The sequence below is a fragment of the Kitasatospora setae KM-6054 genome (genome assembly GCF_000269985.1).
In the GTDB taxonomy this organism is placed as follows: Bacteria; Actinomycetota; Actinomycetes; order Streptomycetales; family Streptomycetaceae; genus Kitasatospora; species Kitasatospora setae.
The window spans coordinates 6,313,802-6,340,000 of record NC_016109.1 but is presented as its reverse complement, the minus strand read 5'-3'; the positions used below and the strand labels follow the sequence as shown (position 1 = coordinate 6,340,000).

Below are 26,199 nucleotides of genomic sequence, written 5' to 3'. Positions count from 1 at the left end.
CGGTCGGACCGGGCACTCGCGTCGTGGTGGAGCGGTGACCGCCCGTCAGCCGCCGAACAGCTCCCCGTAGGTCGCCATCGCCGTGGCGATGTCGGCCTGCGCCCAGAAGCGGTGGTAGGTGAAGGTCGGCGCCGCGCCGCCGTTCAGGTACGCCTGGACCTTCGCGAACGACGGGTCGTTCCTGTACCAGGAGCGGATCGACAGGAAGGTCGAACTGCCGTTGATCGGGTCGCCGTTGGGCATGGTGCCGGTCCAGCCGCTCGGCACCGAGACCGAGTCGTTGAAGCGGCTGTAGTCGGCGCGGGTCTCCGGGATCGAGATGCCCAGCGCGTCCTGGCTGTTGGCCCACATGCCGTCCAGCAGCTTCTGCGCCGCGGTCCTGGCCGCCGCGTTGCCGGACTTGGCCGCGTAGTAGGCCAGCAGCTTGGCGTAGGAGCCGGCCACGCCGACGTCCTTGGTGTAGTCGACGACGCTCACGTGCAGGCCGGTGTTGGCGCCCGGGGAGGCCGCGTTCCAGGTGTCCGGCTTGCCGCTCCAGGCCAGCGTGGACGGGATCTGGTAGCCGCCGTCCGCGGTGAAGGTGGTCTGGGACAGCGCCCAGGTCACCCACTTGTCCAGGATGGCCTTGGCCTTGGCGTCACCGCTGGAGTAGTAGTACTCGGCCATCCGCTCCAGGCCCCAGGCCTGGAAGCCGAACCACTGGTTGGACGGCGGGTCGTGGTAGACCGGCGCCTCGTCGTAGAACATCCCGTAGAAGGTCGGGGTGCCGGCCGGCGGCGTCCCGTAGTTCCCCTCCCAGCTGTTGGTCGCGCCGCCCGCGATCGCGCCCTCGTTGGACTGCAGCCACTGGGTGAACTCGACCTGGCGGCCCATCGAGGTGGACCAGTCGGACTTGCCGGTGGTCGACTTCGGGGCCATCGCCGGGTCGTTGACCAGCGCGTACGCGGCCATCGGGTTCTGGTAGCCGCCGTGCGCCGCGCTGTCGCCGATCCGCCAGGACCAGCCGGCCGAGGTGTCGGTGGCACCGCCCCAGGCGTAGTACCAGGACAGCAGGTAGTGCTCGGAGCTCTTGCCGCTGCCAGCCGCGCAGGCGCTCGCCCCGACGCAGTTGCCGATCTGCTTGAAGTACTTGTCGAAGAACGCGTACCGCAGGTAGTCGCCCATCTTGCCGGCCTTGGCCACCGTGCCGGCCACCTGGGTGCCGTTGCCCTGCGCCTTGGCCCAGGTGTCGGCCCAGTACGCGGCCTGGATGGCGCGCGCGTCGGCGTCCGGCGCGTCGGTGTACTTCCACTGCTTGGCGTACGAGTTGTCCTTGACGAACAGGTCCAGGTAGCCGTTCTTGCCGCCGTACTTGAAGTTGTCGCAGGTCGGCTGCGGGATGGTCTCGAACACCGACTCCTGCGCGCCGCGCTGGTAGGTGTTGATGAACGACGGGCCGGTGTCGGCCGGGCCCGCCTCGCACTTGCCGGGCGCGTTGCCGTAGCCGTAGACGTTGTCGACGTCCTGCAGCCAGTGCATGCCGTAGATGTCGTCGGTGCCGTACGCGCTCTTCAGCTCACCGGCGATCGGGTCGCTGCCCGCGGTGATCGAGGTGTCCAGCGCCGCCGGGTAGTCGCTCGGCAGCGGGCGCTCGGGCGCGTAGGTGGCCGGCTTCGAGGCGTTGTAGAACGAGTTGGTCGGCTGGTCGGCGTGCCCCGGGATCATGTACGTCTCCATGAGCGTCCACGCCGCGTTGAACTTCGACCAGTCCTTGGTCACCCGCCCGTACTGGGCCTCCAGCCAGATCAGGTACGAGTACGCCTCCGAGGTGGTCTCGTGCCCCTGGTCCGGGGCCTCGACCAGCAGGGTCTCCACCGAGTGGTACGGGATGCCCTCCGGCGAGAAGTAGCCGTTCGCCGGGTCCTTGATCTTGTTGTACAGCTGCAGGAACCGGTCGTTGTACACGCCCGAGGCGACGGCCAGCTCGGTCACCGTCACCGCCGAGGAGGTGTACCCCGTCGCGCTGGAGGTGAAGGTCGCCGAACCGGTGGAGGCGGCGTCGGCGGTGAGCGTGACGGTCTGCGGCGTCGACCAGTTGCTCGGGGTGAAGGTCAGCGTCCCGCCCGAACTGACCGACAGCCCGGTGTTGCCCGCGGTGCGGGTGGTGGTGACCGTGACGTTCGCGCTCGGCTGGCTGGTCAGCTTCAGCGCGAAGCCGCCGGTCTTGCCCTGGTTCACCGACAGCGTCAACGGCGTCGCGCTGATCGCCGGCCCCGCCGCCACCGTGATGCCCGCCGGGGTCGACTCACTGCTCGCGCCCAGGCTGTCATACGCCTTCGCGTAGACCGAGTGGCTGCCGCTCGCCGCACCCGTCCAACTGAAGGCGTACGGCGCGGCGGTCGCGGTGCCGATCAGCGTGGTGTTGTCGTAGAACTCGACCTTGCTGATGCTCGCGCCGTCCGCCGCCGAAGCCGTCGCCGACAGCGGAATCGCCGCCCCCGCCTGGTAGTTGGCACCCGGCGCCGGGCTGGTCAGGGCGGTCGTCGGAGCCGCGTGCGCCCCCGTGCAACTGGTGCCGTTGACCGCGAACCCGGTCGGCGCCGCATTGCTGCCGCTGTACGAGAAGTTGGCACCGGCGGTGGCCGAACCGCCCGCCGCGATGGTGCTCGCCCAGGCCGGGGCGACGACCGTGACGTTCTTGCCGGACTGGCTCCAGGTGCCGTTCCAACCGGAGCCGGACAGGGTCTGGTTGCCCGCGTAGGAGTAGGTCAGCGTCCAGCCGTTGATCGCGGCGGCGCCCTTGTTGTTGATCGCCACGTTGGCGGTGAAGCCGCTGCCCCAGTCGTTCGTCGTGTAGTCGACGGAACACTGGACGACGGCGGCGGACGCCGGGACGGCGACCGCGGTCGACAGGCCGGCGGCCAGCAGCGTGAGCGCGGCGGTGGCCGCCGAGACCCGGCGGCGGGGGGCTCGGTTGAGCGGTGGAGACGACATGACGGCTCCTCGGGTGGGGTGGGTGGGGGAGTCCGGAGAGAGTGGTGCGGACGCGGTGGTGCGGAAACGGTGGTGCGGACGCGGTGGTGCGCGTGGCTTGCCCGACCGGGGAACGAGGTTCCGCCGGGGTCTTCCGGGGTGGGGTCGCCGGGGCCGTTCTGTGTGGGAGCGCTCCCAAATATCGGGAGGGGCATGCGCACTGTCAAGAGAGTGCGCACAGGGTCACCCTTGGGATCACTGGGGAGTGTCCAGTAGGGGAGCGTTGGCAACTGCCCTGCCCCTGGCTATGGTTCGGGGCGGGCCTGTGGGAGCGCGCCCACTTTTTCCCTCCCCTGAGGAGTCGGACATGACTCTCCGCACCACCACCCTGGCGCTGGTCACCGCACTGGCCGCGACCGCTGCGGCCACCCTCGCACTCACCGGTGCCGGCCCCGCGGCCGCCGCCGGCGTCCAGTGCTCCGTCGACTACACGACGAACGACTGGGGCAGCGGCTTCACCGCGAACGTGAAACTTACCAACGCCGGCACCACCCCGATCGACAACTGGAGCGTCGGCTACTCCTACACCGGCAACCAGACCCTCTCCGGCTCCGGCTGGAACGGCACCTGGACCCAGTCCGGCAAGAACGTCACCATCACCGCCCCCGCCTGGGCCACCACCCTCGCGGCCGGCGGATCGGTCAGCGCGGGCGCCAACTTCGCCTACAGCGGCAGCAACCCGGCACCGACCGCCTTCACCGTCAACGGCACGGCCTGCAACGGCGCGACGAGCCCCTCGCCGTCACCGTCGGCCTCCGCCTCGGCTTCCCCCTCCCCCTCCCCCTCGGCGTCTGCCTCTCCCTCTGCCTCCCCCTCCCCCTCCCCTTCCGCCTCCGCGTCTTCGAGCACCGGGACCGGCACCGGAAAGGCCCCGGCGCTGCACGTCTCCGGCAACAAGCTGGTGGACGCCAACGGTTCGCAGGTGATCCTGCGCGGCGTGAACCGTTCGGGCATGGAGTTCATGTGCGTCCAGGGCTACGGCTTCTCCGACGGACCGGTGGACGCCGCCTCGATCACCGCCATCAAGAGCTGGAAGGCCAACGCCGTCCGCGTCCCCGTCAACGAGGACTGCTGGAACGGCTACGCCAACGTCAAACCCGAGTACGCGGGCCAGAACTACCGCACCGCGGTGAAGAACTTCGTCTACGCGCTGCGGGACGCCGGCCTCACCCCGATCATCGACCTGCACTGGACACAGGGCCTCTACACCGGCAACTCCTCGGGCTGCTCGGACGTCAACTCGACCTGTCAGAAGCCGATGCCGGGCGCCGGCGCGGCAACCTTCTGGTCCTCCGTCGCCGACACCTTCAAGAACGACCCCTCGGTGGTCTTCGACCTGCTCAACGAGCCGTACCCGGACCGCGCCGTCTCCGGCATCGACCAGGCCTGGAACTGCTGGCGGGACGGCGGCAGCGCGTGCCCCGGCATCACCTACCCGGTCAGCGGCATGCAGACCCTGGTGAACGCGGTCCGCACGGCCGGCGCGAACAACGTCATCCTGCTCGGCGGCCTGGCCTACTCCAACGACCTCGGCCAGTGGCTCGCCCACAAGCCGACCGACCCGGCCGGCAACCTGGCGGCCTCCTGGCACGTGTACAACTTCAACACCTGCTCCAGCCAGTCCTGCTGGAACTCGACCGTCGCACCGCTGGCCGCCCAGGTCCCGGTGGTGGTCGGCGAGATCGGTGAGAACGACTGCGCCCACTCCTTCATCGACCAGGTGATGTCCTGGGCCGACGCCGCCAAGGTCTCCTACCTCGGCTGGACCTGGAACACCTGGGACTGCGCCCAGGGCCCGTCGCTGATCTCCGACTTCGACGGCACCCCGACCGCGTTCGGCCAGGGCTTGAAGAACCACCTCGCCGCCGTCAACTGACGCCGCCCCCGCCCCCGGCCCCGCGCGACCGCCCGCCCCTGGGCCGGATCGTGCGGGGTCGGGCGGCGGGGGCGCGGGGCGGGCCTCGGGGCGGGGGCGCCGTTAGCGGTCCATGTCGTGTCATGCGTGTTGTGTCATGCATGCCGTGTCATGCGTGTCGCGACATCGATGACGTGACACCCATGTCGAGGCATGTGATGTCGCGGCATCCGTGTCACATCACACGTGAGGCGTCATACATGTCGCGTCATCGATGTCACCTCATCGATGACGCGACATCGATGCCACAACATCCGTGTCGTGACATCGGTGCTGCGGCATGCATGGTGCGACACCGATGTCGTGACACCCATGCCGCGACACTCACGCCGCCCGCTGCCGGTACGCCCGCACCCCGGCGACCGCTCCCGCACCGAACCAGCAGACCTCGAACGCCACCCGGGCCGCCCCGCGCAGCGGATGCTCCGCCGTCGGGGCCGCGAACTGCCCCCACAGCACGGCAAGAACGGCGACCGCCCCGATCGCCGACGCCAGTCGCACCACCCGGCGGCCCGGTCGGCGCCAGGCCCACCAGCCTGCTGCCGCGTACACCGCCAGTTCCGCCGCGAATGCCGCCACGTCGAGCACCGTCAACCCCACCAGCCCCGCCGCCGCCGCCTGCAAACTGTTCGCCAGGCCGTTCATCGGGTGGTCCACCAGGCGGTGAGCAGGTGCAGGACGGCGCACGCGCCGGCGCCGAAGGCCATGCCGAGGTTGCGTCGGCGGAAGCCGATCGCGGAGTCCCCCACCTGGGCCAGGCCCGATATCAGCAGCAGCGGCCAGGCCGCCGCGGCGTCCGCCCACGCCGCCACTGCCGTGGCCAGGCCCAGCGGGAGGGCTCGGGCGGCGTAGGCCCAGGCGTACAGGTGCGTCCCGGCGGTGACCGGCTCGTCTGCGGACAGCGCCAGGCCGGGTCGGAGCGCTCCCGCCACGCTTGATCCGGCGCCGGCCAGTGCGGCCAGCGCGTTGGCCGTCGACAGGGCGTCCATTTCGTCTCCCCATGAATCATTCGAGCCATGAACGATATGACGAAGTTATCATTCGGCCCATGAGCGATGTCAAGGGAGCGGCCGCGCTGCGCGCCACACTCGTGTTCAACCTGGGCACCCTCGGCGCGCTGGCCGCCGACCGGTTCGCGGGCCGGGTCGAAGCGCTGGGGCTCAAGCCCAAGCACGCCGGGCTGCTGGCCGCGCTGGACGGCGGATCCGCCGCTTCCCAGCAGGAGTTGGCGACCCGGCTCGGCGTCGCGCCCAGCCTGATCGTGGCCCTCGCGGATCAGCTGCAGGAGCTCGGCGCGGTCGAGCGCGTCCGCGATCCGGAGGACCGTCGGCGCCAGGTCCTCACCCTCACCGCCGAGGGGCGCCGCCTGCTGGACCGCTGCGCGGAGGCCGCCGAGGCCGCGGACGCCGAGCTGACCGCCGGACTCACCACCGCCCAGCGCACCGCCCTCACCCGCGGCCTGCGCACTCTCGGCGACCGACAGGTTCCGCACTGACGGCACGCCCGCCGGAGGAAGCGGTGCATGGCTCGACTCAGGCCCCCCGCAGACGGTTTGCCGCCATGCCGAGACCGTGGCTGTGACCGTGGCCGAGGCCGAGGCCGTGGCCGTGGCCGTGGCCGTGGCGGCCGAACCGCTGGCGCGGCGCCGGGCGTTCGGGGTCGTCGCGCGCGGACGCCCCCGCCCGCACGGGGGAGAGCCCAAGAAGCCCAGTGGGCAGGGGAGTTCGCGTGCTCCGGTCAGTTGGCCCGGCGGATCTCCACCCCGGCGGCGGCGAGACGCTCCAGCGTCGGGTGATCGGGGGCGGCGTCGGTGATCAGGCCGACGACGCGGTCCCAGGGGAGGACGCGGAACGGGGAGGCGGTGCCGATCTTCTCGGCCGAGGCGAGGATCCAGGTCTCGGCCGCGCGGGCGGCCAGGGCGCGCTTCATCGCGGCCTCGTCCGCGTCGCCGGTGGTGAGCCCGGCGTCGGGGTGGACGCCGGTGACGCCGAGCAGGCAGAGGTCGGCGGAGACGTTCTGGGCGGCCTCGACGGCGGCCGCGCCGCAGGCGACCGCGGAGTGTTTGAAGATCCGGCCGCCGAGCAGGAACAGTTCGGCCCGGGGGTGGTCGAGGAGGGCCGCCACCACCGTCGGGCTGTGGGTGATCACGGTGCAGTCCAGGTCGGGCGGGAGCAGTCCCGCGACGGCGAGCGCGGTGGTGCCGCCGTCCAGGATCAGCGTGCCGCCGGGGCGGATCAGGTCGACGGCCGCGGCGGCGACCCGCCGCTTGCCGCCGGGCGTCACCGACTGCCGCTCGGCGTAGCCCACCACAGCCGGCGAGGCCGGCAGCGCCCCGCCGTAGACCCGCTGGCAGAGGCCCTCGGCGGCGAGGTCGCGCAGGTCGCGGCGGATGCTGTCCTCGGAGATGCCGAGTTCGGCGGCGACGTCCTTGGCCACCACCTTCCCCTCCCGGGCGAGCAGGTCGAGCAGGTGGTCGCGCCGTTCAGCAGCCAGCATCCTCGTTGTCTCCTGTTCTTTCACGTTCTTGCATGTATCGTAGCGTCCCATGACCGCACCAGCAGCAGCACGCACCGCCCCAGACTCCCCCACCGCCCCCATGCTCGTCCTGATCGCCGGGCCGTACCGCTCCGGCACCGGCGGCGACCCGGCCGCGATGGCCGCCAACCTGGCCCGGCTGGAGGCCGCCGCCTGGCCGGTGTTCGCCGCCGGACACCTGCCGGTGATCGGCGAGTGGATCGCGCTCCCGGTGCTGCGCTCGGCCGGCGCGGGCCCGACCGACCCGCTGGCCGACCAGGTGCTGTACCCGACCGCGGACCGGCTGCTCGCCCGCTGCGACGCGGTGCTCCGCCTGCCCGGCGACTCCACCGGCGCGGACCAGGACGTCGCCACCGCCCGCCGCCGCGGCCTGCCGGTCTACCACGACGTCTCCGAACTCCCTTGCGCACGGCGGGAGGACGCGTGAGCGCCCGCCCGGGGATCGACCTCCCCGACCACCGCGGCCGGACCGGCCTGGACCGCGCCGGACGCGAGCTGCACCGCAACCCGGACGTGCGGGTGCGCGAGGTGGAACTCACCTCACAGGGCTGGCACGTCCTGCGCCGCACCACCTTCGACTACCGCCGCCGCGACGGGCGTTGGACCACCCAGCAGCGCGAGACCTACGACCGCGGCAACGGCGCCGCCGTCCTGCCGTACGACCCCGAGCGCGAAGTCGTCCTGCTGACCCGCCAGTTCCGCTACCCGGCCTACGTCAACGGGCATCCGGACGGGATGCTGATCGAGGCGGCGGCCGGACTGCTCGATCCGGGCGACGCGGACGACCCGTCCGCCGCCGTGCGCCGCGAGAGCCTGGAGGAACTCGGCGTCAGGCTGGGTCGGTTGACGCACGTACTGGACGCGTACATGAGCCCGGGATCGGTCACCGAGCGGGTGCACTGCTACGCCGCGCCCTACCGCCCCGCCGACCGGACCGGGCGCGGCGGCGGCCTGGAGTCGGACGGCGAGGACATCGAGGTGATCGAACTGCCCTTCGCGCTGGCGCTGGCGATGACCCGGGACGGGCGGATCGCCGACGGCAAGACCGTCCTGCTGCTGCAATGGGCCGCGCTGCACGGACCGTTCGCCCGACGGGCGGAGGCGGCGACGCGGGGATAGGCCGCCCGCCGACTCCGCCTCCGCCTCCGCCTCCTGATCATCCCGGGCAGGAACGTGCAAGAACGTGCAGAGCGCCTTCGAGGGGATGCGGAGCGGGCGTCGCTCGGACCCTCGGGCCGCCCCTCGGTCAGAGCTTGGCGGGGCCGCCGTGACGGGCGAAGAACTCCTCGGCGAACATCGCGAACAGCACCACGTCGCGGTACTCGCCCGCCACGAAGAGGTGTCGGCGCAGCCGGCCCTCCTCGGTGAAACCGAGCTGGCGCTGGAGGGTGAGCGAGGGCTCGTTGTGGGCGAACACCCGGGCGGTGGCCTTCTGGTGGCGGCGCTCCTCGAACTGGTGGCGCAGCACCAGCCGGACCGCCTCGCTCGCGTAGCCGCGGCGGCGGTGCTCGGTGCCGACCGTGATGCCGTACTCGAACAGCCCGCTGCGGGCATCGGCCCGGTGCACGCTGATGCCGCCGACGGCGGTGCCGTCGGCGCGGGACTCGATGACCAGCTGGTAGGTGTCGGCGGTCGGGTCGGCGGCGGCCTTCTCGCGGGCGAAGGCCGTCCATCCCTCGGCGGAGCGCGGCGGGTTGAGCGCGTCACCGAGCCGCTCCTCCTGCTCGGAGAGCCGGGCCAGCAGCGGACCGTCCTCCGGTTCGACCGCCCGTAGGCGCACTCGTTCACCCGTCCAGTAGCTCGTCATCCGATCTTCGTATCACGAGCGGCCCGACCCCGTCCGGGAGTTGCCGGCCGGCCCCGGACCGCCCCGGACCGGGGTACGGGGCGAAGCGGGGCGCAGTCAGCTACGGGCAGGGACGGGGAAGCGTGCGGCGACCGCGGCTCCGCCGGGGGTGCCGTCGAGCAGGCGGCGCAGCAGGTCGGCCAGGGCGCGGGCCTCGTACTGGTCCAGACGGCCGCTCATGTGCGCGAGCAACGGGGCGGCGGTGTCCGCGAGTTCGGTGAGCTTGGCGTGGCCCTCCGGGGTGATCGCGAGCAGCACGGTGCGACGGTCGGTCGGACTGGGGGTCCGGGCCACCAGCCCCGCCTTGACCAGCGAGTCGACCAGCCGGCTGGGGCTGCCCGCCTCGCAGACCAGCCGGCGTCCGACCTCGGCCAGGGTGAGCCGCTCCCCCTCGGCCAGCACCTCCAGCACCTCGCTCTGGGCGGGGGTGATGCCGGCCTGCTTGAGCGTGTGTCCCAACTGCCGACTGCCTTCGCGCTGGGCCGCCAGCACCAGCAGCCGGATCTCGCTCATCATCCGGGCGTGTTCGGCCGTCTCCATCGTCCTGGTCCTCTCTACCGATGACGTGACACCAAGTTGTCGCGACATTGGGTGCGCTGGCATGAGTTGTCGCAGCACCGATGCCCGCTCGGTGCCCAGGAGGCTACGCGACCGGCCACGCCCGTCGCACCCTTCCTCACCCGCCCGGCTCACCCGACCGGCGCACTCGCCCACCCCACCCGTTCGGCCCACTCTCCCCGCACCTCTCTGCGCCCGTTCGCGCTTCCTCACCACGGGCTCCGCCGCTAGAAGCCGTACTTGACGTAGTAGGCGGCCAGGCCGAGGAGGATCGCGGCCAGTACACCGAGCAGCGGGCCGCGGAGCGGTACCTTCGGTTCGGTGACCCGGCTGCTCTCCGGTGCGGTGTCCAGCGGGATCAGCGCGCCGCTGTCCGCGCAGCGGGACGGGGCCTGGATCCGCCAGGGCCGTTCCGGGTCGTAGGAGACGCCCAGGGTCCGGCCGGCCTCGAACTCGCGCAGGTGCATCACGTTGACCTTCGCCGTGGCGTGCGCCCGGTACGCGGGGCGTCCCTCGGGGGCGACGGTCAGGTCCAACTTCAGTCTGTGGTCCGGGCCTTCGCCGGTCGCCTCCGCGTCCTCGATCCGGGCGAGGGCGGGTGAGAGCGGGCTCTTCCGGTCCAGCCCGAACTGCCGGCGGCGGCCGCCGTACGTGACGGCGGCGGCGAGCAGGGCCGTCCAGGGGACGGCGTTCACCCCGATGACGAACTGCACGACTCCCGAGCCGTCGTCGTTCCCCAGGCTGCCGGCGCCCCGCACCACCGCCCCCAACTCGCCGCCCACGACGACGAACAGCAGCAGCCCCACCCAGAACATCCCCGCTCCCTCTCCTCGGCGCCCACACTCTAGAGGCGGCGGATTGCGCCTTCGGGGCCGGGGAGTGCAGCCTGCGGGCAGCCTGTGACATCCGGGGCGGTGAACCGCGTCTGAAGGGTGACAGGGTACGGAATCCTCGGGGAGCGGCGATCGTGGCAGCGAAGGAAGTTCAGGGCGGGGACGCGGAGTACGCGGAGTTCGCCACCTCCCGCTCCGGCCATCTCTACCGCTCCGCCTGCCTGTTGACCGGTGGGGACACCCATCTCGCGGAGGATCTGGTCCAGGAGACGCTGAGCCGGATGTACACGGCGTGGCGGCGACCCGGATGGCTCTTCGGCGGGCGGACGATCGAGAATCCGGCCGGGTACGCGCAGGGGATCCTGTACCGGCAGTTCATCAGCCACCGCCGGCGGCGCAGCGCGGGCGAGCGTCCGATCGCGCAGGTCCCGGACCGGGCGGGGCCGGAGAGCGACAGCACCCTGCGGGTGACGCTGCTGGAGGCGCTGGGCGCGCTCCCGCCGCGGGACCGGGCGGTACTGGTGCTGCGCTACTGGGAGGACGTCAGCGTCGAGGAGACCGCGGAGATCCTGCGCTGCGGCCCTGGCGCGGTGCGCACCCGGACGTCGCGGGCCCTGGTCCGGCTGCGGGCGCTGCTGGGCGACAGCCTGCCGGACCTCGTCCAGCGCTGAGCGCTGAGGGCTGGGCACAGGGCAAGGGGCGCAGGGCACGGAGCACGGAGTACGGAGTACGCGGCACGGAATGCGGGAGCCGGGGTCCGGGGCGCGGGGCGCGTTCCGGTCGAGGGTCAACAGGCGTTCAGCAGCAGGGACTTGGCGTCCCGACAGGCAGTTCTTCCCTTCACGTTCACGGAGACGGTGATCACGCATGTCCACAGAGCAGTCCGAGCAGGAGTCGACGCGGGAGCTCGACGGCCGCCTGGCGCGGGCCTTCCGGCAGGCCGGTGAGGACTTCATCGCCGACGTACCGCTGCTGGCCCGGGAGGGGGCGGTCCGGGGGCGGCGGCGGCGCGGGCAGTTGGCGGTGGTGGCCGGTGCGAGTGCGCTGGTGCTGGCCGTGGGGGCGGCGGGCGCGGTGGCGGGGTTGGGCGGGGCGGAGGGGCGTCCGCTGGTGGCGGTGGGTCCGGCGGCGCCGGGGGGCGAGGTCGCGACCGGTACCGGGGCGGGGGTCGAGCCGGCGGCCGCCCCCACCGGGGGGACGGCGACGGGGGCGGCGCTGCCGGATGAGTTGCACACGGTGTCGGTGCTGGGCGGGCTGCTGCCGACGGGGGTGCGGATCCTGCGGTCGTCCGGGTCGACGCACGGCATCGGCACCGTCCCGAGCGACGAGGCGACGGCGGAGCTGACGGTGGACAACGGCAGCGGCCCGAGCCTGCTGTCGGTGACGGTCGACGACTGGAAACTGGCGAAGCCGATGGCCGGCTGCACGGGTCAGGTCCAGGACCGGACCTGCACCGAGACGCCCACCGCCGACGGCGGCAAGCTGACCGTGCAGACCTCGCGCCCGAACGCGGACGCCGGTTTCCGGGACGTCCGGCTGGAGGCGGCGAACGGCCTGCGGGTGCGCCTGCAGTCCTTCCTCCCCAAGCCGTCCGGAGCGGCGAACGGGACGGCGGGGGCCTCGTCCGGGTCGGCGGGCCGGACGGGGGCGCTGCTGACCCCGCAGCAGCTGGCCGACCTGGCCACCGCCCCGAACTGGCGGGACCTGCGGGGGCTGCTGACCCGGGTGCCGACCGGGACCCGCCCGGATCCGGGCGTCAGGCTGGCGGACCTGGTGCCGGCCGGCCTGAAGGTGCGGAACGTCATGGGCAGTTGGTCGGAGCAGCGGGCGGTGCTGGACGACGGCGGCCGGACGGCGGAGCTGCGGGTGCAGGTCACGGTGGCCGACCAGGTGATGCGGGACTGGTTCGCGCTGGCGCCGGCGTTCGCCGACGGCACCCGGATCCGGTCGACGGCCGACCGGCTGGTCCGGAACGCGCAGGGGGCGGCCGAGACGGTGGTGGTCCTGCTGCGGCCGAGCGGTCTGCTGATGCGCGTGACGGTGACGGACACCGACAGCAAGGGCGTCCTGATGTCCCTGCGGCAGGTGGAGGAGCTGGCCCTGGCCCCGGCCTGGGCGGCGCTGGACCGGAGCTGACGGATACCGGGGCCGGGAACAGGAACGAAGCCGGGGCCGGGGCCGAACGGCGGCGGCGGCGGCGAGACGTCAGTAGCGGTAGCGGACGGCGTCCACGAGCTGGGCGGGGTCGAGGTCGGCGAAGCGTCCGATCTCGGCCTCGCGGACGTCGAGGACCGCCCGCCAGAGCTGGTCGCCCATCGCGGCGCGCAGCACGTCGGAGGCGCGCAGCGCGTCGACGGCCTGGCCGAGGGTGGCGGGAAGGCGTTCGGCGGCACCGCCCGAGCCTTCCGAACCGCCGGCGCCGCCGGCGCCACCGCCCGGGTCGCCGGTGGTCTCGGCCGGGAGGCGGAGGGCCGCGCGGAGGCCGGCCAGGCCGGCGGCGAGGACGCCGCCGACGGCGAGGTAGGGGTTGGCGGCGGCGTCGAAGCACTTGATCTCGGCGTTGGCCTGTTCGGGCGCGGAGCCAGTGATCAGGCGGAGCGCGGCCTCCCGGTTCTCCAGGCCCCAGCAGCGGTAGGGCCCGGACCAGCGGCCGGGGGCGAGGCGGAGGTAGCTGGCGACGGAGGGGGCGCCGAGGGCGAGCAGGGCGGGGAGTTCGGCGAGCACCCCGGCCAGGAAGCCCTCCGCTTCCCGGGTGAGGCCGTGCGGTCCGGTGCCGCCGTGGCCGAGGTTGCGGCCGTCGCGCCAGAGGCTGAGGTGCAGGTGGCCGCCGTTGCCGACGCCGTCGGGGCTGGTGACGGGGGCGAAGCTGGCGCGCAGTCCGTGCCGCAGTGAGACGGCCTGGACGGTGTGGCGGACCAGCAGGGCGGTGTCGGCGGCTTCGACGGGGCCGCCGGGGGCGACGGAGAGTTCGTACTGGCCCTCGGTGTACTCGGGGTGCAGTTGCAGGACGGTGAGCTGCTGTTCGCGCAGGGTGCGCAGCAGGTCGCGCAGGTAGTCGCTGTTGCCGATGAGGCGGCGCATGCCGTAGGCGGGGCCGGGTTCGCCGCCGTCGACGATCCATTCGACCTCGATGCCGGCCCGGACGGTGAGGCCGTGCTCGGCGAGCGCGTCGGCGGCGCGGCGGGTGAAGCGGCGCTGGCAGCCGGGGTGGGGTTCGCCGTGCTGGGTCCAGCGGTCGCCGGGGGCCCAGGCCCAGCCGGGCTGGGCGGCGAGGCGGTGCAGGGCGGTGAGGTCCGGGACGAGGCGCAGGTCGCCGACCGGGCTCGCGGTGGGGGCGAGCGAGTCGTCGACCAGGAAGGCGTCGAAGCAGGGGGCGGCGCCGACGCCCCAGCGGGCGGCGGACTCCAGGCCGCGGACGGGGACGGTCTTGGCCCGGGTGACGCCGGCGTTGTCGACCCAGCTGACGATCACTCCGTCGACGCCTTCGGCCTCGATCCGGGTGGCGGCGACCCGGGCTTCGGCGGCGCGTTCGGCGGGTGGCTTCTCGGTGCTCATGCACCCATCCTGACCAGGGGTTTCGCGGCGTTCGGGGGAACGCGCCGACGGGTCACCCGTCCGTGGCGACCATGGCGTGACGCAGGTCACATCGAATGATGAAATTTCCGGGGACCAATTCCCCGTTTGGACATCCGTACGCAATAAAACGGGGAGACGATCCCCACTACCGCGGGTTAGCCTGGCTCCGCCGCCGCAGCCCGGGCCGTCACAGCCCCGGCCGTCACAGTCCCGTCCGTCACAGTCCCGTCCGTCACAGTCCCGTCCGTCACAGTCCCGTCCGTCACAGTCCCGTCCGTCACAGTCCCGTCCGTCCGCCGCTCGAAGGGAGCGCACTATGACCGTCACCACCGCCGCTCCCGTCCGGCGCGCGGACGCCGCCCGCAACCGGGCGCGCATCGTGGCCGCCGCCCGGGAGGTCTTCGTCGAGCACGGCGGGCTGGCCTCGCTGGACGAGATCGCCCGCCGGGCCGGCGTGGGCAACGCCACGCTGTACCGGAACTTCGCCGATCGCCGGGCACTGATCCGCCAGGTGTCCGTCGCCGTGATGGAACGGATCGTCGCGCACGCGCACGCGGCCGTCGCCGAGGAGCCCGACTCCTTCGCGGCGTTCAGCCGCTTCGTGCACGCCGCGGCCGAGGAGCGGATCGGCGCGCTCTGTCCCCTGCTGTCCGAGACGATCGACCCGAACGAACCCGAACTCGCCGAGGCGCGCGCCGAGATGAAGCAGGTCACCGAAGACCTGATCGCCCGCGCCCAGGCCGACGGCCTGCTCCGCACCGACGTCGGAGCCGGCGACGTCGTCGTCGCCATGGCCCAGCTCACCCGACCGCTCCCCGGCTTCGGCTGCCTCGACCTGGACCCGCACGTCCGGCGTCACCTGCAGTTGCTGTTGGACGGCCTGCGGGCTCCCGCGCCGTCCGCACTGCCCGGCCGTGCCGCGACCCTGGAGGACCTCACGCCCCGCGCCTGACGCCGCACGACCGCCGCACGACGGCGCCCGGGGCCGGAGCACGGTCCCCGCACCACCCGTGACCTCTCGACGGGACGCCCCTGACGGGCCGCGGTCCCGCACGCACTCCGTACGCCCTCGCACACACAAGTGGGTACCTCCATGTCTGACACCCTCCAGCCGGACCCGCGCCGGTGGAAGGCCCTCGTCTTCATCGCCCTGGCACAGCTGATGGTCGTCCTCGACGCGACCGTGGTGAACATCGCGCTCCCGCACGCCAAGCAGGACCTCGGCTTCGCCGACAGCACCACCCAGTGGGTCATCACCGCCTACGCCCTGGCCTTCGGCAGCCTGCTGCTCTTCGGCGGCCGGGTCGCCGACCTGTGGGGCCGCCGCCGGACCTTCATCGTCGGCCTGGTCGGCTTCGCCGCGGCGTCCGCGCTGGGCGGCGCCGCCGTCAACACCTCAATGCTGCTCGGCGCCCGCGCCCTGCAGGGCGTGTTCGGCGCGCTGCTGGCGCCCGCCGCGCTGTCGCTGCTGGCCGTGATGTTCACCGACGGCAAGGAGCGCGCCAAGGCGTTCGGCATCTACGGCGCGGTCGCCGGCGGTGGCGGCGCGATCGGCCTGATCCTGGGCGGCGCGCTCACCGAGTACCTGAACTGGCGCTGGACCTTCTACGTCAACATCCCGTTCGCGGCGGTCGCCATCGCCGGCGCGGTCCTGGTCATCAGCGAGCCCGCCGTCGGCCGCAACCGCAACCGCCTCGACATCCCGGGCGTGCTGCTGGTCACCACCGGCCTGGTCTCCCTGGTGTACGGCTTCACCCGGGCCGAGCAGGAGGGCTGGGGCGACTCCAGCACCATCGGCCTGTTCATCGCCGCCGCCGTGCTGCTGGTCGCGTTCGCGGTCGTCGAGAGCAAGGTCAAGGCCCCGCTGCTGCCGCTGCGCGTGGTCGCGGACCGCAACCGCGGCGGTGTCTACCTCTCGCTCGGCATGGCCGTGATCGGCATGTTCGGCCTGTTCCTCTTCCTCACCCTCTACATGCAGGGCGTGCTGGAGTACAAGCCGCTGGTCAACGGCTTCGCCTTCCTCCCGATGGTGGCCGGCATGATCATCGGCTCCACCCAGATCGGCGCCCGCCTGATGACCCGGGTGCCGGCCCGGTACCTGATGGCGCCCGGCTTCGTGGTCGCCTCGCTCGGCCTGCTGATCCTCACCCAGATCGACGTCGGCACCTCGTACTGGCAGATCCTGCCCGGCCTGGTCCTGATGGGCCTCGGCATGGGCACCGCGTTCATGCCGGCGATGAGCCTGGCCACCTACGGCGTCCAGCCGCGGGACGCCGGCGTCGCCTCCGCGATGGTCAACACCTCGCAGCAGGTCGGCGGCGCGATCGGCACCGCGCTGCTGAGCACCGTCGCCCACAGCGCCGGCACCAAGTACCTGGAGAGCCACCAGGCGGCGGCCGCCACCACCGACCCCAAGCTCTTCGCGCTGCAGGCCCAGGTGAACTCCTACTCCCACGCCATCTGGTGGGCCTTCGGCATCCTGATCCTGGCGGGCGTCACCGCGTTCGTCCTGATCAACGCCGGCAAGCCCGAGCACCACGCCGAGGGCGCCGACGCCGAGGACGCCGTCCCGGTCATGGCGCACTGACGCACCGCCGGTCACACCAGCGCGCGCACGCGAACGGCCCGCCCGGAACCCTCCGGGCGGGCCGTTCGGCATCTCAGCGGCTGAACTCCTTGAGCTCCTCGGTGTCGAGGGTGACGTTCACCGGCTCCGGCAGTTCCACCACGTGCCCGTAGGCCAGCGTCACGACGCTCCGGTAGCGCCCGCCCTCGGGCTCGCTGTGCACCGAGACGGCCCCGGCGTCCCGGTCCACCAGCAGGAACACCGGGATGCCGGTCTCCGCGTAGGCCTTCGGCTTCTCGATCCGGTCGCGCCGGCCGGCGTCGGCGTCGTACGAGGTCACCTCGACCACCATCAGCACTCCGGCCGGGTCCGCCCACTCGCCCTGGCCCGCGAAGTGCCGGCGCGGCGCGAGCGAGCCGTCGGGTTTGGCCAGCCCGTTCCGGTAGTGCGCCACCTGCAGGCCCTGCTCGGGGTAGAGCCTGAGGTCCGGGCGCTGTGCCATGCAGCGCTCCAGCAACCACATGACGATCTCCCCGTGGTCGCCGTCGGGCACCGGCTTGACTCCGATCCTGCCGTTGACGAACTCGAGCACCACGTCCTCCCGCTCGGCCGCTATGGCGATCACTCTGAACTGGTCGAGTTCCATCTGCGGGCGCCCGGTCGTCATGACAGCCATGGTGTCCTCCTTCGGCAGTTGCGGCCACAGTATGGGCGCGTCGTCGCTCCGACGTGCCGCACTTCCCCCTTCCTACCCGCCGGTAGCTGGGCTACAGTGTCGGCACGCGTCAGCGCCGGGCTTCGGGAGCCGCACCGGTGGGCCGCGTTCTCCTCTCTTTCTCCTTGCGTGCGCGTCGGCGTCGCTCCGTGACCTGGTCGGAGCGCCCGGGCACCTCGGCAGCACCCCCCACTCGACGGAACCGGAGCGGACCGGTCCGTACGCGCGGGGGCCTGTTCCCTCTCGCGTTCTCCCGTTACCTCCCGTTTCTCCCGTGCCGCCGGCACTCCCTCCCCCGCCACACCCTCCGTCCGGGTCCGCGTCGTCGCGGCCGGGCGGTGGCGGGGGCCGCGGCGCGGGCCACGACCTAAGGAGTCTGGACAATGGAGCGTCCTTTTCCCACTGTCGCCGTGGTCGGCCTGGGCACCATGGGTGCCGGAGTGGCCGTGGCGTTGGCGCGCGGCGGGCGGCGGGTGATCGGCGTGGAGGCCGGCCCGACGCAGGCGCTGCGGGCGCTGGACCGGATCGAGGCGTCGACCGCGCGGGCGGTGGAGCGTGGGCGGCTCACGGCCGGGGAGCGGGCGGAGCTGCTGGCGCTGATCGAGGTCGGTGACGACCTGGGCGCGGTGGCGGCGGCCGGCCTGGTGATCGAGGAGGTGCCGGAGGACCTGGAGCTGAAGCGGGCGCTGTTCGCCGAGCTGGACCGGATCTGTCCGCCGGAGACGGTGCTGGCGACCGGGACGACGGCGCTGAGCGTGACCCGGATCGCGGCGGCCACCGGCCGGCCGGAGCGGGTGCTGGGGGTGCACTTCTTCAACCCGGTGCACACGATGCGCCTGGTGGAGGTGGTCCGCACGGTGCTGACCGACCCGCGGGCGGCCGAGCTGGTCGCCGAGTTGGCGCGCGACCTGGGCAAGGAGCCGGTGGCGGCGGGCGACCGGGCGGGGTTCATCGCGAACGGGCTGCTGTTCGCGTACCTGAACCAGGCGGCGGCGATGTTCGAGTCCCGGTACGCGACCCGGGAGGACATCGACGCGGCGATGCGGCTGGGCTGCGGCCTGCCGATGGGCCCGCTGGCGCTGCTGGACCTGATCGGGATCGACACCGCCCGCACCGTGCTGGAGGCGATGTACGCGCAGTCGAAGGACCGGCTGCACGCCCCGGCTCCGGTGCTGGGGCAGCTGGTCGCGGCGGGCCTGCTGGGCCGCAAGTCGGGCCGCGGCTTCTACACGTACGAGGCGCCGGGCTCCTCGCAGGTGGTCACCGAGCAGGAGCAGGAGCAGGAGCAGGGGCAGGGGCGGGCGGACGCGGCGCGGGCGGCCGGGCGCGCGGTGCGCAGCGTCGGGGTGTGCGGCAGCGGGACGATGGCGGCCGGCATCGCGGAGGTGTTCGCGAAGGCGGGCCTGCCGGTGCTGCTGGCGGCCCGCAGCCGGGAGAAGGCGGAGCGGGCGAAGGCCCGGCTGGCGGGGTCGCTGGAGCGTTCGGTGGCCAAGGGCCGGCTGTCGGCGGAGGCCAGGGACGCGGCGCTGGCGCTGGTCACGCCGACCGGTTCGTACGGCGACCTGGCGGAGGCGGACCTGCTGGTGGAGGCGGTGGCGGAGGACCTGGCGGTGAAGCGCGAGCTGTTCGCGGCGCTGGACGCGGTCGCCAAGCCGGGCGCGGTGCTGGCGACCACCACCTCCTCGCTGCCGGTGATCTCGTGCGCGACGGCGACCTCGCGGCCGCGCGACGTGGTGGGGATGCACTTCTTCAACCCGGCGCCGGCCATGCGGCTGGTGGAGGTGGTCTCCACGGTGCTGACCGCCCAGGACGTCACGGCGACCGTGCTGGAGCTGTGCGCGAAGGTCGGCAAGCACCCGGTGGAGTGCGGCGACCGGGCCGGTTTCATCGTGAACGCGCTGCTGTTCCCGTACCTGAACGACGCGGTGCGGATGCTGCAGGAGCACTACGCGACGGTGGACGACATCGACACCGCGATGAAGCTGGGCTGCGGCTATCCGATGGGCCCGTTCGAGCTGCTGGACGTGGTGGGGCTGGACGTGTCGCTGACCATCGAGCAGGTGCTGCACCAGGAGTTCCGGGAGCCGGGCCTGGCGGCGGCGCCGCTGCTGGAGCACCTGGTGGCGGCGGGGTGCCTGGGGCGCAAGACGGGGCGTGGTTTCCGCGACCACGCACGGCGATGACCGGCCGTCCGGTGCCCCCGCCGGTGCCCGCGCCGCAGGGCCGGCCGGCCCCGGCCAGCGGGGTCAACCCGCTTGTGGCGCGGCCTCCTTGGGGTGCGGGTCCGGTGGCCGCGCGGTGGCCCCGGCCGGCCGTGGCGCCGCCGGTCGCGCCGGTGCGCAGGGGCAGGCAGGTCGGTGGCGCACCGGGTGCGTGTAGCGTTCCGGGCATGGATCGCCAGACCTCGCCCGCCCAGCAGCAGCCGCCGGCCGCCGGGCCCGACCAGTCGCGTACGGGTGCGGAGTCCGGGCCGGGCAGCCGCCGGGCCGCCGCCCAGCGCCTGCAGATGCGCCAGGACCTGACCGCCGCGGCGATGGAGCTGTTCGCCACCCAGGGGTACGAGGAGACGACGGTCGACCAGATCGCGGCCGCCGCGGGGGTCGCCCGGCGGACCTTCTTCCGGTACTTCCGGTCGAAGGAGGAGGCGATCTTCCCGGACCACGACGACACCCTGGTGCGGGTGGCGGACCTGCTGGCCAGTGCCGACGCCGAGGAGCACCCGCTGGACGTGGTGTGCCGCGGCATCAAGGAGGTGCTGCGGATGTACGCCTCCACGCCGGAGATGTCGGTGGCCCGCTACCAGTTGATCCGGCAGGTCTCGGCGCTGCGCGAGCGCGAGATCGCGGTGGTGTCCCGGTACGAGCGGCTGTTCACCCGCTACCTGCTGGGCCGGTTCGACGCGGCGGAGCAGACGCCGCCGGGCTGGCAGCGCGGCGGGGACGACGACTCGATGCTGGCGGAGGTGTCGGCGGCGGCGGTGGTCGCGGCGCACAACCACGTGCTGCGGCGCTGGCTGCGGGCCGGCGGGCACGGCGACGTGGAGGCGCAGCTCGACCACTCGTTCGGGGTGATCCGGGGGACGTTCTGGCCGACTCCGCCGAGCGGGGCGCGCCGCCGCGGCGCGACGCTGGCACCCGGTGCCAGTGGGGAGGGCGGTGAGGCCGAGGCGGTGAGCGCACTGAGTGCCAGCCCGGGGGGCGAGGTCCTGATCACGGTCGCCCGGACGGACGCACCGCTGGAGACCGTGGTGGATTCCATCCGGGCTGCCCTGGCGGCGAGAACTCCCGCCTGATCCAGGCGGTTTCCGCAGATCACCGGTGGTTTCGAAGGCCCGTTCCCGATTTCGGGGACGGGCCTTCGGGCTGTCCGGGCGCGGCGGGCACCGCGTGTCCTGGCTCACTCCAGAACTTGGCACCGCGTGTCTTTACGAGTGGCACAGGGTGCCACTACGGTGTTCCCACCGGCTGCGGCGCCGCGGCTCCCCACCTCGGCGCGCCGTCTTCCGGCGTCCCCTACCGAGGGGGCGGACCAGCACCACCCGCGCGACTCCACCCATCCGTCGCACCCGCAGCACCCACCCACCCTCAGCGAAGCCGGTGTCCGCTCCCGGCTCCCCCAGACGCCCTGTGTCCCTCGCACAGGTACGCCTTCGGAGGCAGCCATGCAGGAAATTCTCGACGCGATCCTCAGCGGCGACGCCGCGTCCGCCGACTACGCCGCCCTGGCGCTGCCCGAGTCCTACCGGGCCGTGACGCTCCACAAGGGCGAGGAGCGGATGTTCGACGGCCTGGCGAGCCGGGACAAGGACCCGCGCAAGTCGCTCCACCTCGACGACGTCCCGCTGCCCGAACTCGGCCCGGGCGAGGCCCTGGTGGCCGTGATGGCCAGCTCGGTGAACTACAACACCGTGTGGAGCTCGATCTTCGAGCCGGTCTCCACCTTCGGCTTCCTGGAGCGCTACGGCCGCCTCTCGCCGCTGACCGCGCGCCACGACCTGCCGTACCACGTGCTCGGCTCCGACCTGGCGGGCGTGGTGCTGCGCACCGGCGCCGGCGTCAACGCCTGGAAGCCAGGCGACGAGGTCGTCGCGCACTGCCTGTCGGTCGAGCTGGAGTCCCCCGACGGCCACAACGACACGATGATGGACCCGGAGCAGCGGATCTGGGGCTTCGAGACCAACTTCGGCGGCCTGGCCCAGCTCGCCCTGGTGAAGACCAACCAGCTGCTGCCCAAGCCGAAGCACCTGACCTGGGAGGAGGCCGCCTCCCCGGGCCTGGTCAACTCCACCGCCTACCGGCAGCTGGTGAGCCGCAACGGCGCCGGCCTGAAGCAGGGCGACAACGTGCTGATCTGGGGCGCCAGCGGCGGCCTCGGCTCGTACGCCACCCAGTACGCGCTGGCCGGCGGCGCCACCCCGATCTGCGTGGTCTCCAGCCCGCGGAAGGCCGACATCTGCCGGGCGATGGGCGCCGAGGCGATCATCGACCGCTCCGCCGAGGGCTACCGGTTCTGGAAGGACGAGCACCACCAGGACCCGCGCGAGTGGAAGCGGCTGGGCGGGAAGATCCGCGAGTTCACCGGCGGCGAGGACGTCGACATCGTCTTCGAGCACCCCGGCCGGGAGACCTTCGGCGCCTCCGTCTACGTCACCCGCAAGGGCGGCACCATCGTCACCTGCGCCTCCACCTCCGGCTACATGCACCAGTACGACAACCGCTACCTGTGGATGTCGCTGAAGCGGATCGTCGGCTCGCACTTCGCCAACTACCGCGAGGCGTTCGAGGCCAACCGGCTGGTCGCCAAGGGCAAGATCCACCCGACCCTGTCGAAGGTCTACGCGCTGGAGGAGACCGGGCAGGCGGCGCTGGACGTGCACCACAACAAGCACCAGGGCAAGGTCGGCGTGCTCTGCCTGGCCCCGCGGGAGGGCCTGGGCGTCACCGACCCCGAGCTGCGTTCCAAGCACCTCACCAAGATCAACGCCTTCCGGAACGTCTGATGGGCGCCCAGGAACGCGACCGCCCCTGGCTGATGCGGACCTACGCCGGGCACTCCACCGCGGGCGACTCCAACGCGCTGTACCGGCGCAACCTCGCCAAGGGCCAGACCGGCCTGTCGGTGGCCTTCGACCTGCCGACCCAGACCGGCTACGACTCCGACCACGTGCTGGCCCGCGGCGAGGTCGGCCGGGTCGGCGTGCCGGTCGGGCACCTGGGCGACATGCGGACCCTGTTCGACGGGATCCCGCTGGAGCGCACCAACACCTCGATGACCATCAACGCCACCGCGATGTGGCTGCTGGCGCTCTACCAGGTGGTCGCCGAGGAACAGGGCGCGGACGTCGCGAAGCTCACCGGCACCACCCAGAACGACATCGTCAAGGAGTACCTGTCGCGCGGGACGCACGTCTTCCCGCCCGGCCCGTCGGTGCGGCTGACCACCGACCTGATCGCCTACACGGTGGCGCACCTGCCGAAGTGGAACCCGATCAACATCTGCAGCTACCACCTGCAGGAGGCCGGGGCGACGCCGGTCCAGGAGATCGCCTACGCGATGTGCACCGCGATCGCCGTCCTCGACGCCGTCCGCGACTCCGGGCAGGTCCCGGCCGAGCGGATGGGCGAGGTGGTCGGCCGGATCTCCTTCTTCGCGAACGCGGGCGTCCGCTTCGTCGAGGAGATGTGCAAGATGCGGGCCTTCAACCGGCTCTGGGAGAAGGTCACCCGGACCCGCTACGGCATCGAGGACGCCAAGCAGCGCCGGTTCCGCTACGGCGTGCAGGTCAACTCGCTGGGCCTGACCGAGGCGCAGCCGGAGAACAACGTGCAGCGGATCGTGCTGGAGATGCTGGCCGTGACGCTCTCCAAGGACGCCCGCGCGCGGGCCGTCCAACTGCCGGCCTGGAACGAGGCGCTGGGCCTGCCCCGGCCGTGGGACCAGCAGTGGTCGCTGCGGGTCCAGCAGGTGCTGGCGTACGAGTCGGACCTGCTGGAGTACGGCGACCTGTTCGACGGCTCGCACGTGGTGGAGGCGAAGACCGCCGAGCTGCTGGCCGGCGCCGAGGCGGAGATCGCCAAGGTGCTGGGGATGGGCGGGGTGATCCCGGCCGTCGAGTCCGGCTACCTGAAGGCCGGCCTGGTGGCCTCGCACGCCGACCGGCGGGCCCGGATCGAGGCCGGGCAGGACAAGGTCGTCGGCGTCAACTGCTTCGAGGGCACCGAGGAGAGCCCGCTGACCGCGGACCTGGACGCCGCGATCATGGTGGTCGACCCGGCGTCCGAGCGCGCGGTGCTGGCCGGCCTGGACGCCTGGCGGGCCGGGCGGGACGAGGCCGCCGTCCGGCGGGCGCTGGCCCGGCTGAAGGAGGTGGCGGCCACCGACGAGAACCTGATGGCGGCCACCCTGGCCTGCGCCCGGGCCGGTGCCACCACCGGCGAGTGGTCGTTCGCGCTGCGCGAGGTGTTCGGCGAGTACCGGGCGCCGACCGGCGTCGGCGGCGCCCCGGTCGCGGTCGCGGCCGAGCCGGGCGGCGAGCTGGCCGCGGTGCGCGAGGCGGTGGCGGCCACCGCGGCCGAGCTGGGCGCGGGCAAGCTGCGCCTGCTGGTCGGCAAGCCCGGCCTGGACGGGCACTCCAACGGCGCCGAGCAGATCGCCGTCCGGGCCCGCGACGCCGGGTTCGAGGTGGTGTACCAGGGCATCCGGCTGACGCCCGAGCAGATCGTGTCGGCGGCCGTCGCCGAGGACGTGCACTGCGTGGGCCTGTCGATCCTGTCCGGCGCGCACCCGGAGCTTGTGCCCGACGTCATACAGCGGTTGGGCCGGGCCGGGGTGGAGGATGTGCCGGTGATCGTGGGTGGCATCATCCCGGCGGCCGACGCGGAGGTCCTGCGGGCCGCCGGCGTGGCAGCCGTGTTCACACCCAAGGACTTCGGCATCACCACCATCATCGGCCGGATCGTGGACGAGATCCGGCTGGCCAACAGGCTCCAGCCATGGGCCGCGACCACCGCCGCGACCAGCTGACCCCGGAAGGAACCCCCTCACATGAGCGTCAACCGCCTCCGTCCGCGCCGTTCCTGCCTGGCCGTGCCCGGCAGCAACCCGCGCTTCCTGGAGAAGGCCCAGGGCCTGCCCGCCGACCAGGTCTTCCTCGACCTGGAGGACGCCTGCGCCCCGCTGGTCAAGGAGAGCGCCCGCCACCACATCGTGGACGCCCTCAACAACGGCGACTGGGGCGGCAAGACCCGGGTCGTCCGGGTCAACGACTGGACCACGCACTGGACCTACCGGGACGTGATCACCGTCGTCGAGGGCGCCGGCCAGAACCTGGACTGCATCATGCTGCCCAAGGTGCAGGACGCCCGGCAGGTGGTCGCGCTCGACCTGCTGCTCACCCAGATCGAGAAGACCGTCGGCCTGGAGGTCGGCAGGATCGGCATCGAGGCGCAGATCGAGAACGCCAAGGGGCTGGTCGAGGTCGACGCGATCGCCGCCGCCTCGCCCCGGCTGGAGACGATCATCTTCGGCCCGGCCGACTTCATGGCGTCCATCAACATGAAGTCGCTGGTGGTCGGCGAGCAGCCGCCCGGCTACGGCGCCGACGCCTACCACTACATCCTGATGCGCATCCTGATGGCCGCCCGCGCCAACGACCTCCAGGCGATCGACGGCCCCTACCTGCAGATCCGCAACCAGGACGGCTACCGCGAGGTGGCCCGCCGCTCGGCCGCGCTCGGCTTCGACGGCAAGTGGGTGCTGCACCCGGACCAGGTCGCCGCCGCGAACGAGATCTACTCGCCCTCGCAGGAGGACTACGACCACGCCGAGCTGATCCTGGACGCCTACGACTGGTGCACCTCGGAGGCGGGCGGCGCGAAGGGCTCGGCGATGCTCGGCGACGAGATGATCGACGAGGCCAGCCGCAAGATGGCCCTGGTCATCGCGGGCAAGGGCCGGGCCGCGGGCCTGGAGCGCACCACCAAGTTCGAGATCCCCGGGAGCTGACGCGATGCAGTTCGGACGCACCTACGAGGAGTTCGAGGTCGGCGCGGTCTACAAGCACTGGCCCGGCAAGACCGTCACCGAGTACGACGACCACCTGTTCTGCCTGCTCACGATGAACCACCACCCGCTGCACCTGGACGCCAACTACGCGACCACCACCGTGCAGGGGAAGAACGTCGTGGTCGGCAACTACGTGTACTCGCTGCTGCTCGGCATGTCCGTCCCGGACGTGTCCGGCAAGGCGATCGCCAACCTGGAGATCGAGTCGCTGCGGCACGTCGCGCCGACCTTCCACGGCGACACGCTGTACGGCGAGACGACAGTTCTCGACAAGCGCATGACATCGAAGCCGGATCGCGGCATCGTGTACGTCGAGACCAAGGGCTACAAGCAGGACGGCACCGTCGTCTGCACCTTCCGCCGCAAGGTGATGGTGCCGACCGAGACGTACGTGAAGGAGCGCGGGGGCGAGCAGCCCGGCCGCCCCGAGCCGCTCTCCTGACCGCCCCTGGCACCCAGGAGCCCCGGACCGGGCCGGCCGCCGTCATCGGCCGTGCCCGCACCCGGTTCCCGGGGGCTCCGCGGCAGCCACGCGCCGCGGAGCCCCCCCAATCCCCACCCCGAAACCCTCACCCCACC

The 26,199-nt window shown here is 72.6% G+C and carries 23 protein-coding genes; 14 read left to right on the top strand and 9 right to left on the bottom strand.

From position 1 onward, the window contains the following. Window positions 1-45: 45 nt before the first annotated feature. Window positions 46-2,973 (bottom strand): glycoside hydrolase family 48 protein, encoded by a 2,928-nt coding sequence (locus tag KSE_RS28045; protein ID WP_014138740.1) that lies wholly within the window; start codon window positions 2,971-2,973, stop codon window positions 46-48. A gap of 346 nt (window positions 2,974-3,319) precedes the next feature. Between KSE_RS28045 and KSE_RS28040 the strand changes: the two genes are divergently transcribed. Further along, window positions 3,320-4,888, top strand: coding sequence for a cellulase family glycosylhydrolase (locus tag KSE_RS28040; RefSeq protein ID WP_014138739.1), 1,569 nt, complete (start codon window positions 3,320-3,322; stop codon window positions 4,886-4,888). Between the two features lie 363 nt (window positions 4,889-5,251). Here KSE_RS28040 and KSE_RS28035 read toward each other — a convergent pair whose 3' ends face one another. Continuing rightward, window positions 5,252-5,572, bottom strand: a complete 321-nt coding sequence (locus tag KSE_RS28035; RefSeq protein WP_051055400.1) for a YrdB family protein — start codon at window positions 5,570-5,572, stop codon at window positions 5,252-5,254. Next, entirely contained in the window at window positions 5,569-5,916 is a 348-nt protein-coding gene (locus tag KSE_RS28030) for a hypothetical protein (protein WP_014138737.1), read from the bottom strand. Before KSE_RS28030 ends, KSE_RS28035 begins: the two co-directional genes overlap by 4 nt. A 59-nt stretch (window positions 5,917-5,975) precedes the next feature. On the opposite strand from KSE_RS28030, the gene KSE_RS28025 reads away from it, so the two are divergent. Continuing rightward, window positions 5,976-6,422, top strand: a complete 447-nt coding sequence (locus tag KSE_RS28025; protein ID WP_014138736.1) for a MarR family winged helix-turn-helix transcriptional regulator — start codon at window positions 5,976-5,978, stop codon at window positions 6,420-6,422. A gap of 242 nt (window positions 6,423-6,664) precedes the next feature. Here the strand turns inward: KSE_RS28025 and KSE_RS28020 are convergent, their stop codons facing one another. Further along, window positions 6,665-7,423, bottom strand: a complete 759-nt coding sequence (locus KSE_RS28020) for a DeoR/GlpR family DNA-binding transcription regulator (RefSeq protein WP_014138735.1) — start codon at window positions 7,421-7,423, stop codon at window positions 6,665-6,667. A gap of 49 nt (window positions 7,424-7,472) precedes the next feature. Between KSE_RS28020 and KSE_RS28015 the strand changes: the two genes are divergently transcribed. Together KSE_RS28015 and KSE_RS28010 are read left to right on the top strand one after the other, a co-directional pair. Continuing rightward, window positions 7,473-7,889, top strand: coding sequence for a hypothetical protein (locus KSE_RS28015; protein WP_014138734.1), 417 nt, complete (start codon window positions 7,473-7,475; stop codon window positions 7,887-7,889). Continuing rightward, the gene (locus KSE_RS28010; protein WP_014138733.1) at window positions 7,886-8,581 is read left to right on the top strand and encodes an NUDIX domain-containing protein; all 696 of its coding nucleotides are present in this window, start codon (window positions 7,886-7,888) and stop codon (window positions 8,579-8,581) included. Before KSE_RS28015 ends, KSE_RS28010 begins: the two co-directional genes overlap by 4 nt. A gap of 127 nt (window positions 8,582-8,708) precedes the next feature. On the opposite strand, the gene KSE_RS28005 is transcribed toward KSE_RS28010, so the two are convergent. From KSE_RS28005 to KSE_RS43020, 3 genes are all read right to left on the bottom strand, one after another. Beyond that, a complete protein-coding gene (locus tag KSE_RS28005; protein WP_014138732.1) occupies window positions 8,709-9,269 on the bottom strand; it encodes a GNAT family N-acetyltransferase in 561 nt (186 codons plus the stop codon). Between the two features lie 96 nt (window positions 9,270-9,365). Continuing rightward, the gene (locus tag KSE_RS43025) at window positions 9,366-9,848 is read right to left on the bottom strand and encodes a MarR family winged helix-turn-helix transcriptional regulator (protein WP_014138731.1); all 483 of its coding nucleotides are present in this window, start codon (window positions 9,846-9,848) and stop codon (window positions 9,366-9,368) included. 245 nt (window positions 9,849-10,093) lie between these two features. Further along, the gene (locus KSE_RS43020; protein ID WP_014138730.1) at window positions 10,094-10,681 is read right to left on the bottom strand and encodes a hypothetical protein; all 588 of its coding nucleotides are present in this window, start codon (window positions 10,679-10,681) and stop codon (window positions 10,094-10,096) included. A 152-nt stretch (window positions 10,682-10,833) separates the two neighbouring features. On the opposite strand from KSE_RS43020, the gene KSE_RS27990 reads away from it, so the two are divergent. Both KSE_RS27990 and KSE_RS27985 read left to right on the top strand, forming a co-directional pair. Continuing rightward, window positions 10,834-11,370, top strand: coding sequence for a SigE family RNA polymerase sigma factor (locus tag KSE_RS27990; RefSeq protein ID WP_014138729.1), 537 nt, complete (start codon window positions 10,834-10,836; stop codon window positions 11,368-11,370). A 196-nt stretch (window positions 11,371-11,566) separates the two neighbouring features. Continuing rightward, window positions 11,567-12,835: a hypothetical protein gene (locus KSE_RS27985; RefSeq protein WP_014138728.1), complete on the top strand. Its 1,269-nt coding sequence runs from the start codon at window positions 11,567-11,569 to the stop codon at window positions 12,833-12,835. Between the two features lie 69 nt (window positions 12,836-12,904). Here KSE_RS27985 and KSE_RS27980 read toward each other — a convergent pair whose 3' ends face one another. Continuing rightward, window positions 12,905-14,254: a type I glutamate--ammonia ligase gene (locus tag KSE_RS27980; protein WP_014138727.1), complete on the bottom strand. Its 1,350-nt coding sequence runs from the start codon at window positions 14,252-14,254 to the stop codon at window positions 12,905-12,907. A 337-nt stretch (window positions 14,255-14,591) separates the two neighbouring features. Between KSE_RS27980 and KSE_RS27975 the strand changes: the two genes are divergently transcribed. Together KSE_RS27975 and KSE_RS27970 are read left to right on the top strand one after the other, a co-directional pair. Continuing rightward, entirely contained in the window at window positions 14,592-15,227 is a 636-nt protein-coding gene (locus KSE_RS27975) for a TetR/AcrR family transcriptional regulator (RefSeq protein WP_014138726.1), read from the top strand. Window positions 15,228-15,368: 141 nt separating this feature from the next. Beyond that, entirely contained in the window at window positions 15,369-16,862 is a 1,494-nt protein-coding gene (locus KSE_RS27970) for an MFS transporter (protein WP_033258706.1), read from the top strand. A gap of 73 nt (window positions 16,863-16,935) precedes the next feature. Here KSE_RS27970 and KSE_RS27965 read toward each other — a convergent pair whose 3' ends face one another. Continuing rightward, the gene (locus tag KSE_RS27965; protein WP_014138724.1) at window positions 16,936-17,517 is read right to left on the bottom strand and encodes a Uma2 family endonuclease; all 582 of its coding nucleotides are present in this window, start codon (window positions 17,515-17,517) and stop codon (window positions 16,936-16,938) included. A gap of 422 nt (window positions 17,518-17,939) precedes the next feature. Between KSE_RS27965 and KSE_RS27960 the strand changes: the two genes are divergently transcribed. The 6 genes from KSE_RS27960 (at window position 17,940) to KSE_RS27935 (ending at window position 26,062) form a co-directional block, all read left to right on the top strand. Further along, on the top strand, window positions 17,940-19,739 hold the full coding sequence (locus KSE_RS27960) for a 3-hydroxyacyl-CoA dehydrogenase family protein (RefSeq protein WP_014138723.1): 1,800 nt from the start codon (window positions 17,940-17,942) through the stop codon (window positions 19,737-19,739). Between the two features lie 206 nt (window positions 19,740-19,945). After that, window positions 19,946-20,848 carry a TetR family transcriptional regulator gene (locus KSE_RS27955; protein WP_014138722.1) on the top strand — a complete coding sequence of 301 codons (903 nt, stop codon included), beginning with the start codon at window positions 19,946-19,948 and terminating at the stop codon, window positions 20,846-20,848. Window positions 20,849-21,217: 369 nt separating this feature from the next. Then, entirely contained in the window at window positions 21,218-22,555 is a 1,338-nt protein-coding gene (gene ccrA, locus KSE_RS27950; protein ID WP_014138721.1) for a crotonyl-CoA carboxylase/reductase, read from the top strand. Beyond that, window positions 22,555-24,579, top strand: a complete 2,025-nt coding sequence (locus KSE_RS27945; protein ID WP_014138720.1) for a protein meaA — start codon at window positions 22,555-22,557, stop codon at window positions 24,577-24,579. Before ccrA ends, KSE_RS27945 begins: the two co-directional genes overlap by 1 nt. 21 nt (window positions 24,580-24,600) lie before the next feature. Next, the gene (locus KSE_RS27940) at window positions 24,601-25,560 is read left to right on the top strand and encodes an HpcH/HpaI aldolase/citrate lyase family protein (RefSeq protein WP_014138719.1); all 960 of its coding nucleotides are present in this window, start codon (window positions 24,601-24,603) and stop codon (window positions 25,558-25,560) included. A gap of 4 nt (window positions 25,561-25,564) precedes the next feature. Next, window positions 25,565-26,062, top strand: a complete 498-nt coding sequence (locus tag KSE_RS27935) for a MaoC family dehydratase (RefSeq protein WP_014138718.1) — start codon at window positions 25,565-25,567, stop codon at window positions 26,060-26,062. The last annotated feature ends 137 nt before the right edge of the window (window positions 26,063-26,199 follow it).

What these genes read in the sequence shown, in the direction of transcription:
- KSE_RS28045 (WP_014138740.1), bottom strand. Translation starts at nt 2,973, where the DNA reads ATGTCGTCTCCACCGCTCAACCGAGCCCCCCGCCGCCGGGTCTCGGCG.
- KSE_RS28040 (WP_014138739.1), top strand. Translation starts at nt 3,320, where the DNA reads ATGACTCTCCGCACCACCACCCTGGCGCTGGTCACCGCACTGGCCGCG.
- KSE_RS28035 (WP_051055400.1), bottom strand. Translation starts at nt 5,572, where the DNA reads ATGAACGGCCTGGCGAACAGTTTGCAGGCGGCGGCGGCGGGGCTGGTG.
- KSE_RS28030 (WP_014138737.1), bottom strand. Translation starts at nt 5,916, where the DNA reads ATGGACGCCCTGTCGACGGCCAACGCGCTGGCCGCACTGGCCGGCGCC.
- KSE_RS28025 (WP_014138736.1), top strand. Translation starts at nt 5,976, where the DNA reads ATGAGCGATGTCAAGGGAGCGGCCGCGCTGCGCGCCACACTCGTGTTC.
- KSE_RS28020 (WP_014138735.1), bottom strand. Translation starts at nt 7,423, where the DNA reads ATGCTGGCTGCTGAACGGCGCGACCACCTGCTCGACCTGCTCGCCCGG.
- KSE_RS28015 (WP_014138734.1), top strand. Translation starts at nt 7,473, where the DNA reads ATGACCGCACCAGCAGCAGCACGCACCGCCCCAGACTCCCCCACCGCC.
- KSE_RS28005 (WP_014138732.1), bottom strand. Translation starts at nt 9,269, where the DNA reads ATGACGAGCTACTGGACGGGTGAACGAGTGCGCCTACGGGCGGTCGAA.
- KSE_RS43025 (WP_014138731.1), bottom strand. Translation starts at nt 9,848, where the DNA reads ATGGAGACGGCCGAACACGCCCGGATGATGAGCGAGATCCGGCTGCTG.
- KSE_RS43020 (WP_014138730.1), bottom strand. Translation starts at nt 10,681, where the DNA reads ATGTTCTGGGTGGGGCTGCTGCTGTTCGTCGTCGTGGGCGGCGAGTTG.
- KSE_RS27985 (WP_014138728.1), top strand. Translation starts at nt 11,567, where the DNA reads ATGTCCACAGAGCAGTCCGAGCAGGAGTCGACGCGGGAGCTCGACGGC.
- KSE_RS27980 (WP_014138727.1), bottom strand. Translation starts at nt 14,254, where the DNA reads ATGAGCACCGAGAAGCCACCCGCCGAACGCGCCGCCGAAGCCCGGGTC.
- KSE_RS27975 (WP_014138726.1), top strand. Translation starts at nt 14,592, where the DNA reads ATGACCGTCACCACCGCCGCTCCCGTCCGGCGCGCGGACGCCGCCCGC.
- KSE_RS27970 (WP_033258706.1), top strand. Translation starts at nt 15,369, where the DNA reads ATGTCTGACACCCTCCAGCCGGACCCGCGCCGGTGGAAGGCCCTCGTC.
- KSE_RS27965 (WP_014138724.1), bottom strand. Translation starts at nt 17,517, where the DNA reads ATGGCTGTCATGACGACCGGGCGCCCGCAGATGGAACTCGACCAGTTC.
- KSE_RS27960 (WP_014138723.1), top strand. Translation starts at nt 17,940, where the DNA reads ATGGAGCGTCCTTTTCCCACTGTCGCCGTGGTCGGCCTGGGCACCATG.
- KSE_RS27955 (WP_014138722.1), top strand. Translation starts at nt 19,946, where the DNA reads ATGGATCGCCAGACCTCGCCCGCCCAGCAGCAGCCGCCGGCCGCCGGG.
- ccrA (WP_014138721.1), top strand. Translation starts at nt 21,218, where the DNA reads ATGCAGGAAATTCTCGACGCGATCCTCAGCGGCGACGCCGCGTCCGCC.
- KSE_RS27945 (WP_014138720.1), top strand. Translation starts at nt 22,555, where the DNA reads ATGGGCGCCCAGGAACGCGACCGCCCCTGGCTGATGCGGACCTACGCC.
- KSE_RS27940 (WP_014138719.1), top strand. Translation starts at nt 24,601, where the DNA reads ATGAGCGTCAACCGCCTCCGTCCGCGCCGTTCCTGCCTGGCCGTGCCC.
- KSE_RS27935 (WP_014138718.1), top strand. Translation starts at nt 25,565, where the DNA reads ATGCAGTTCGGACGCACCTACGAGGAGTTCGAGGTCGGCGCGGTCTAC.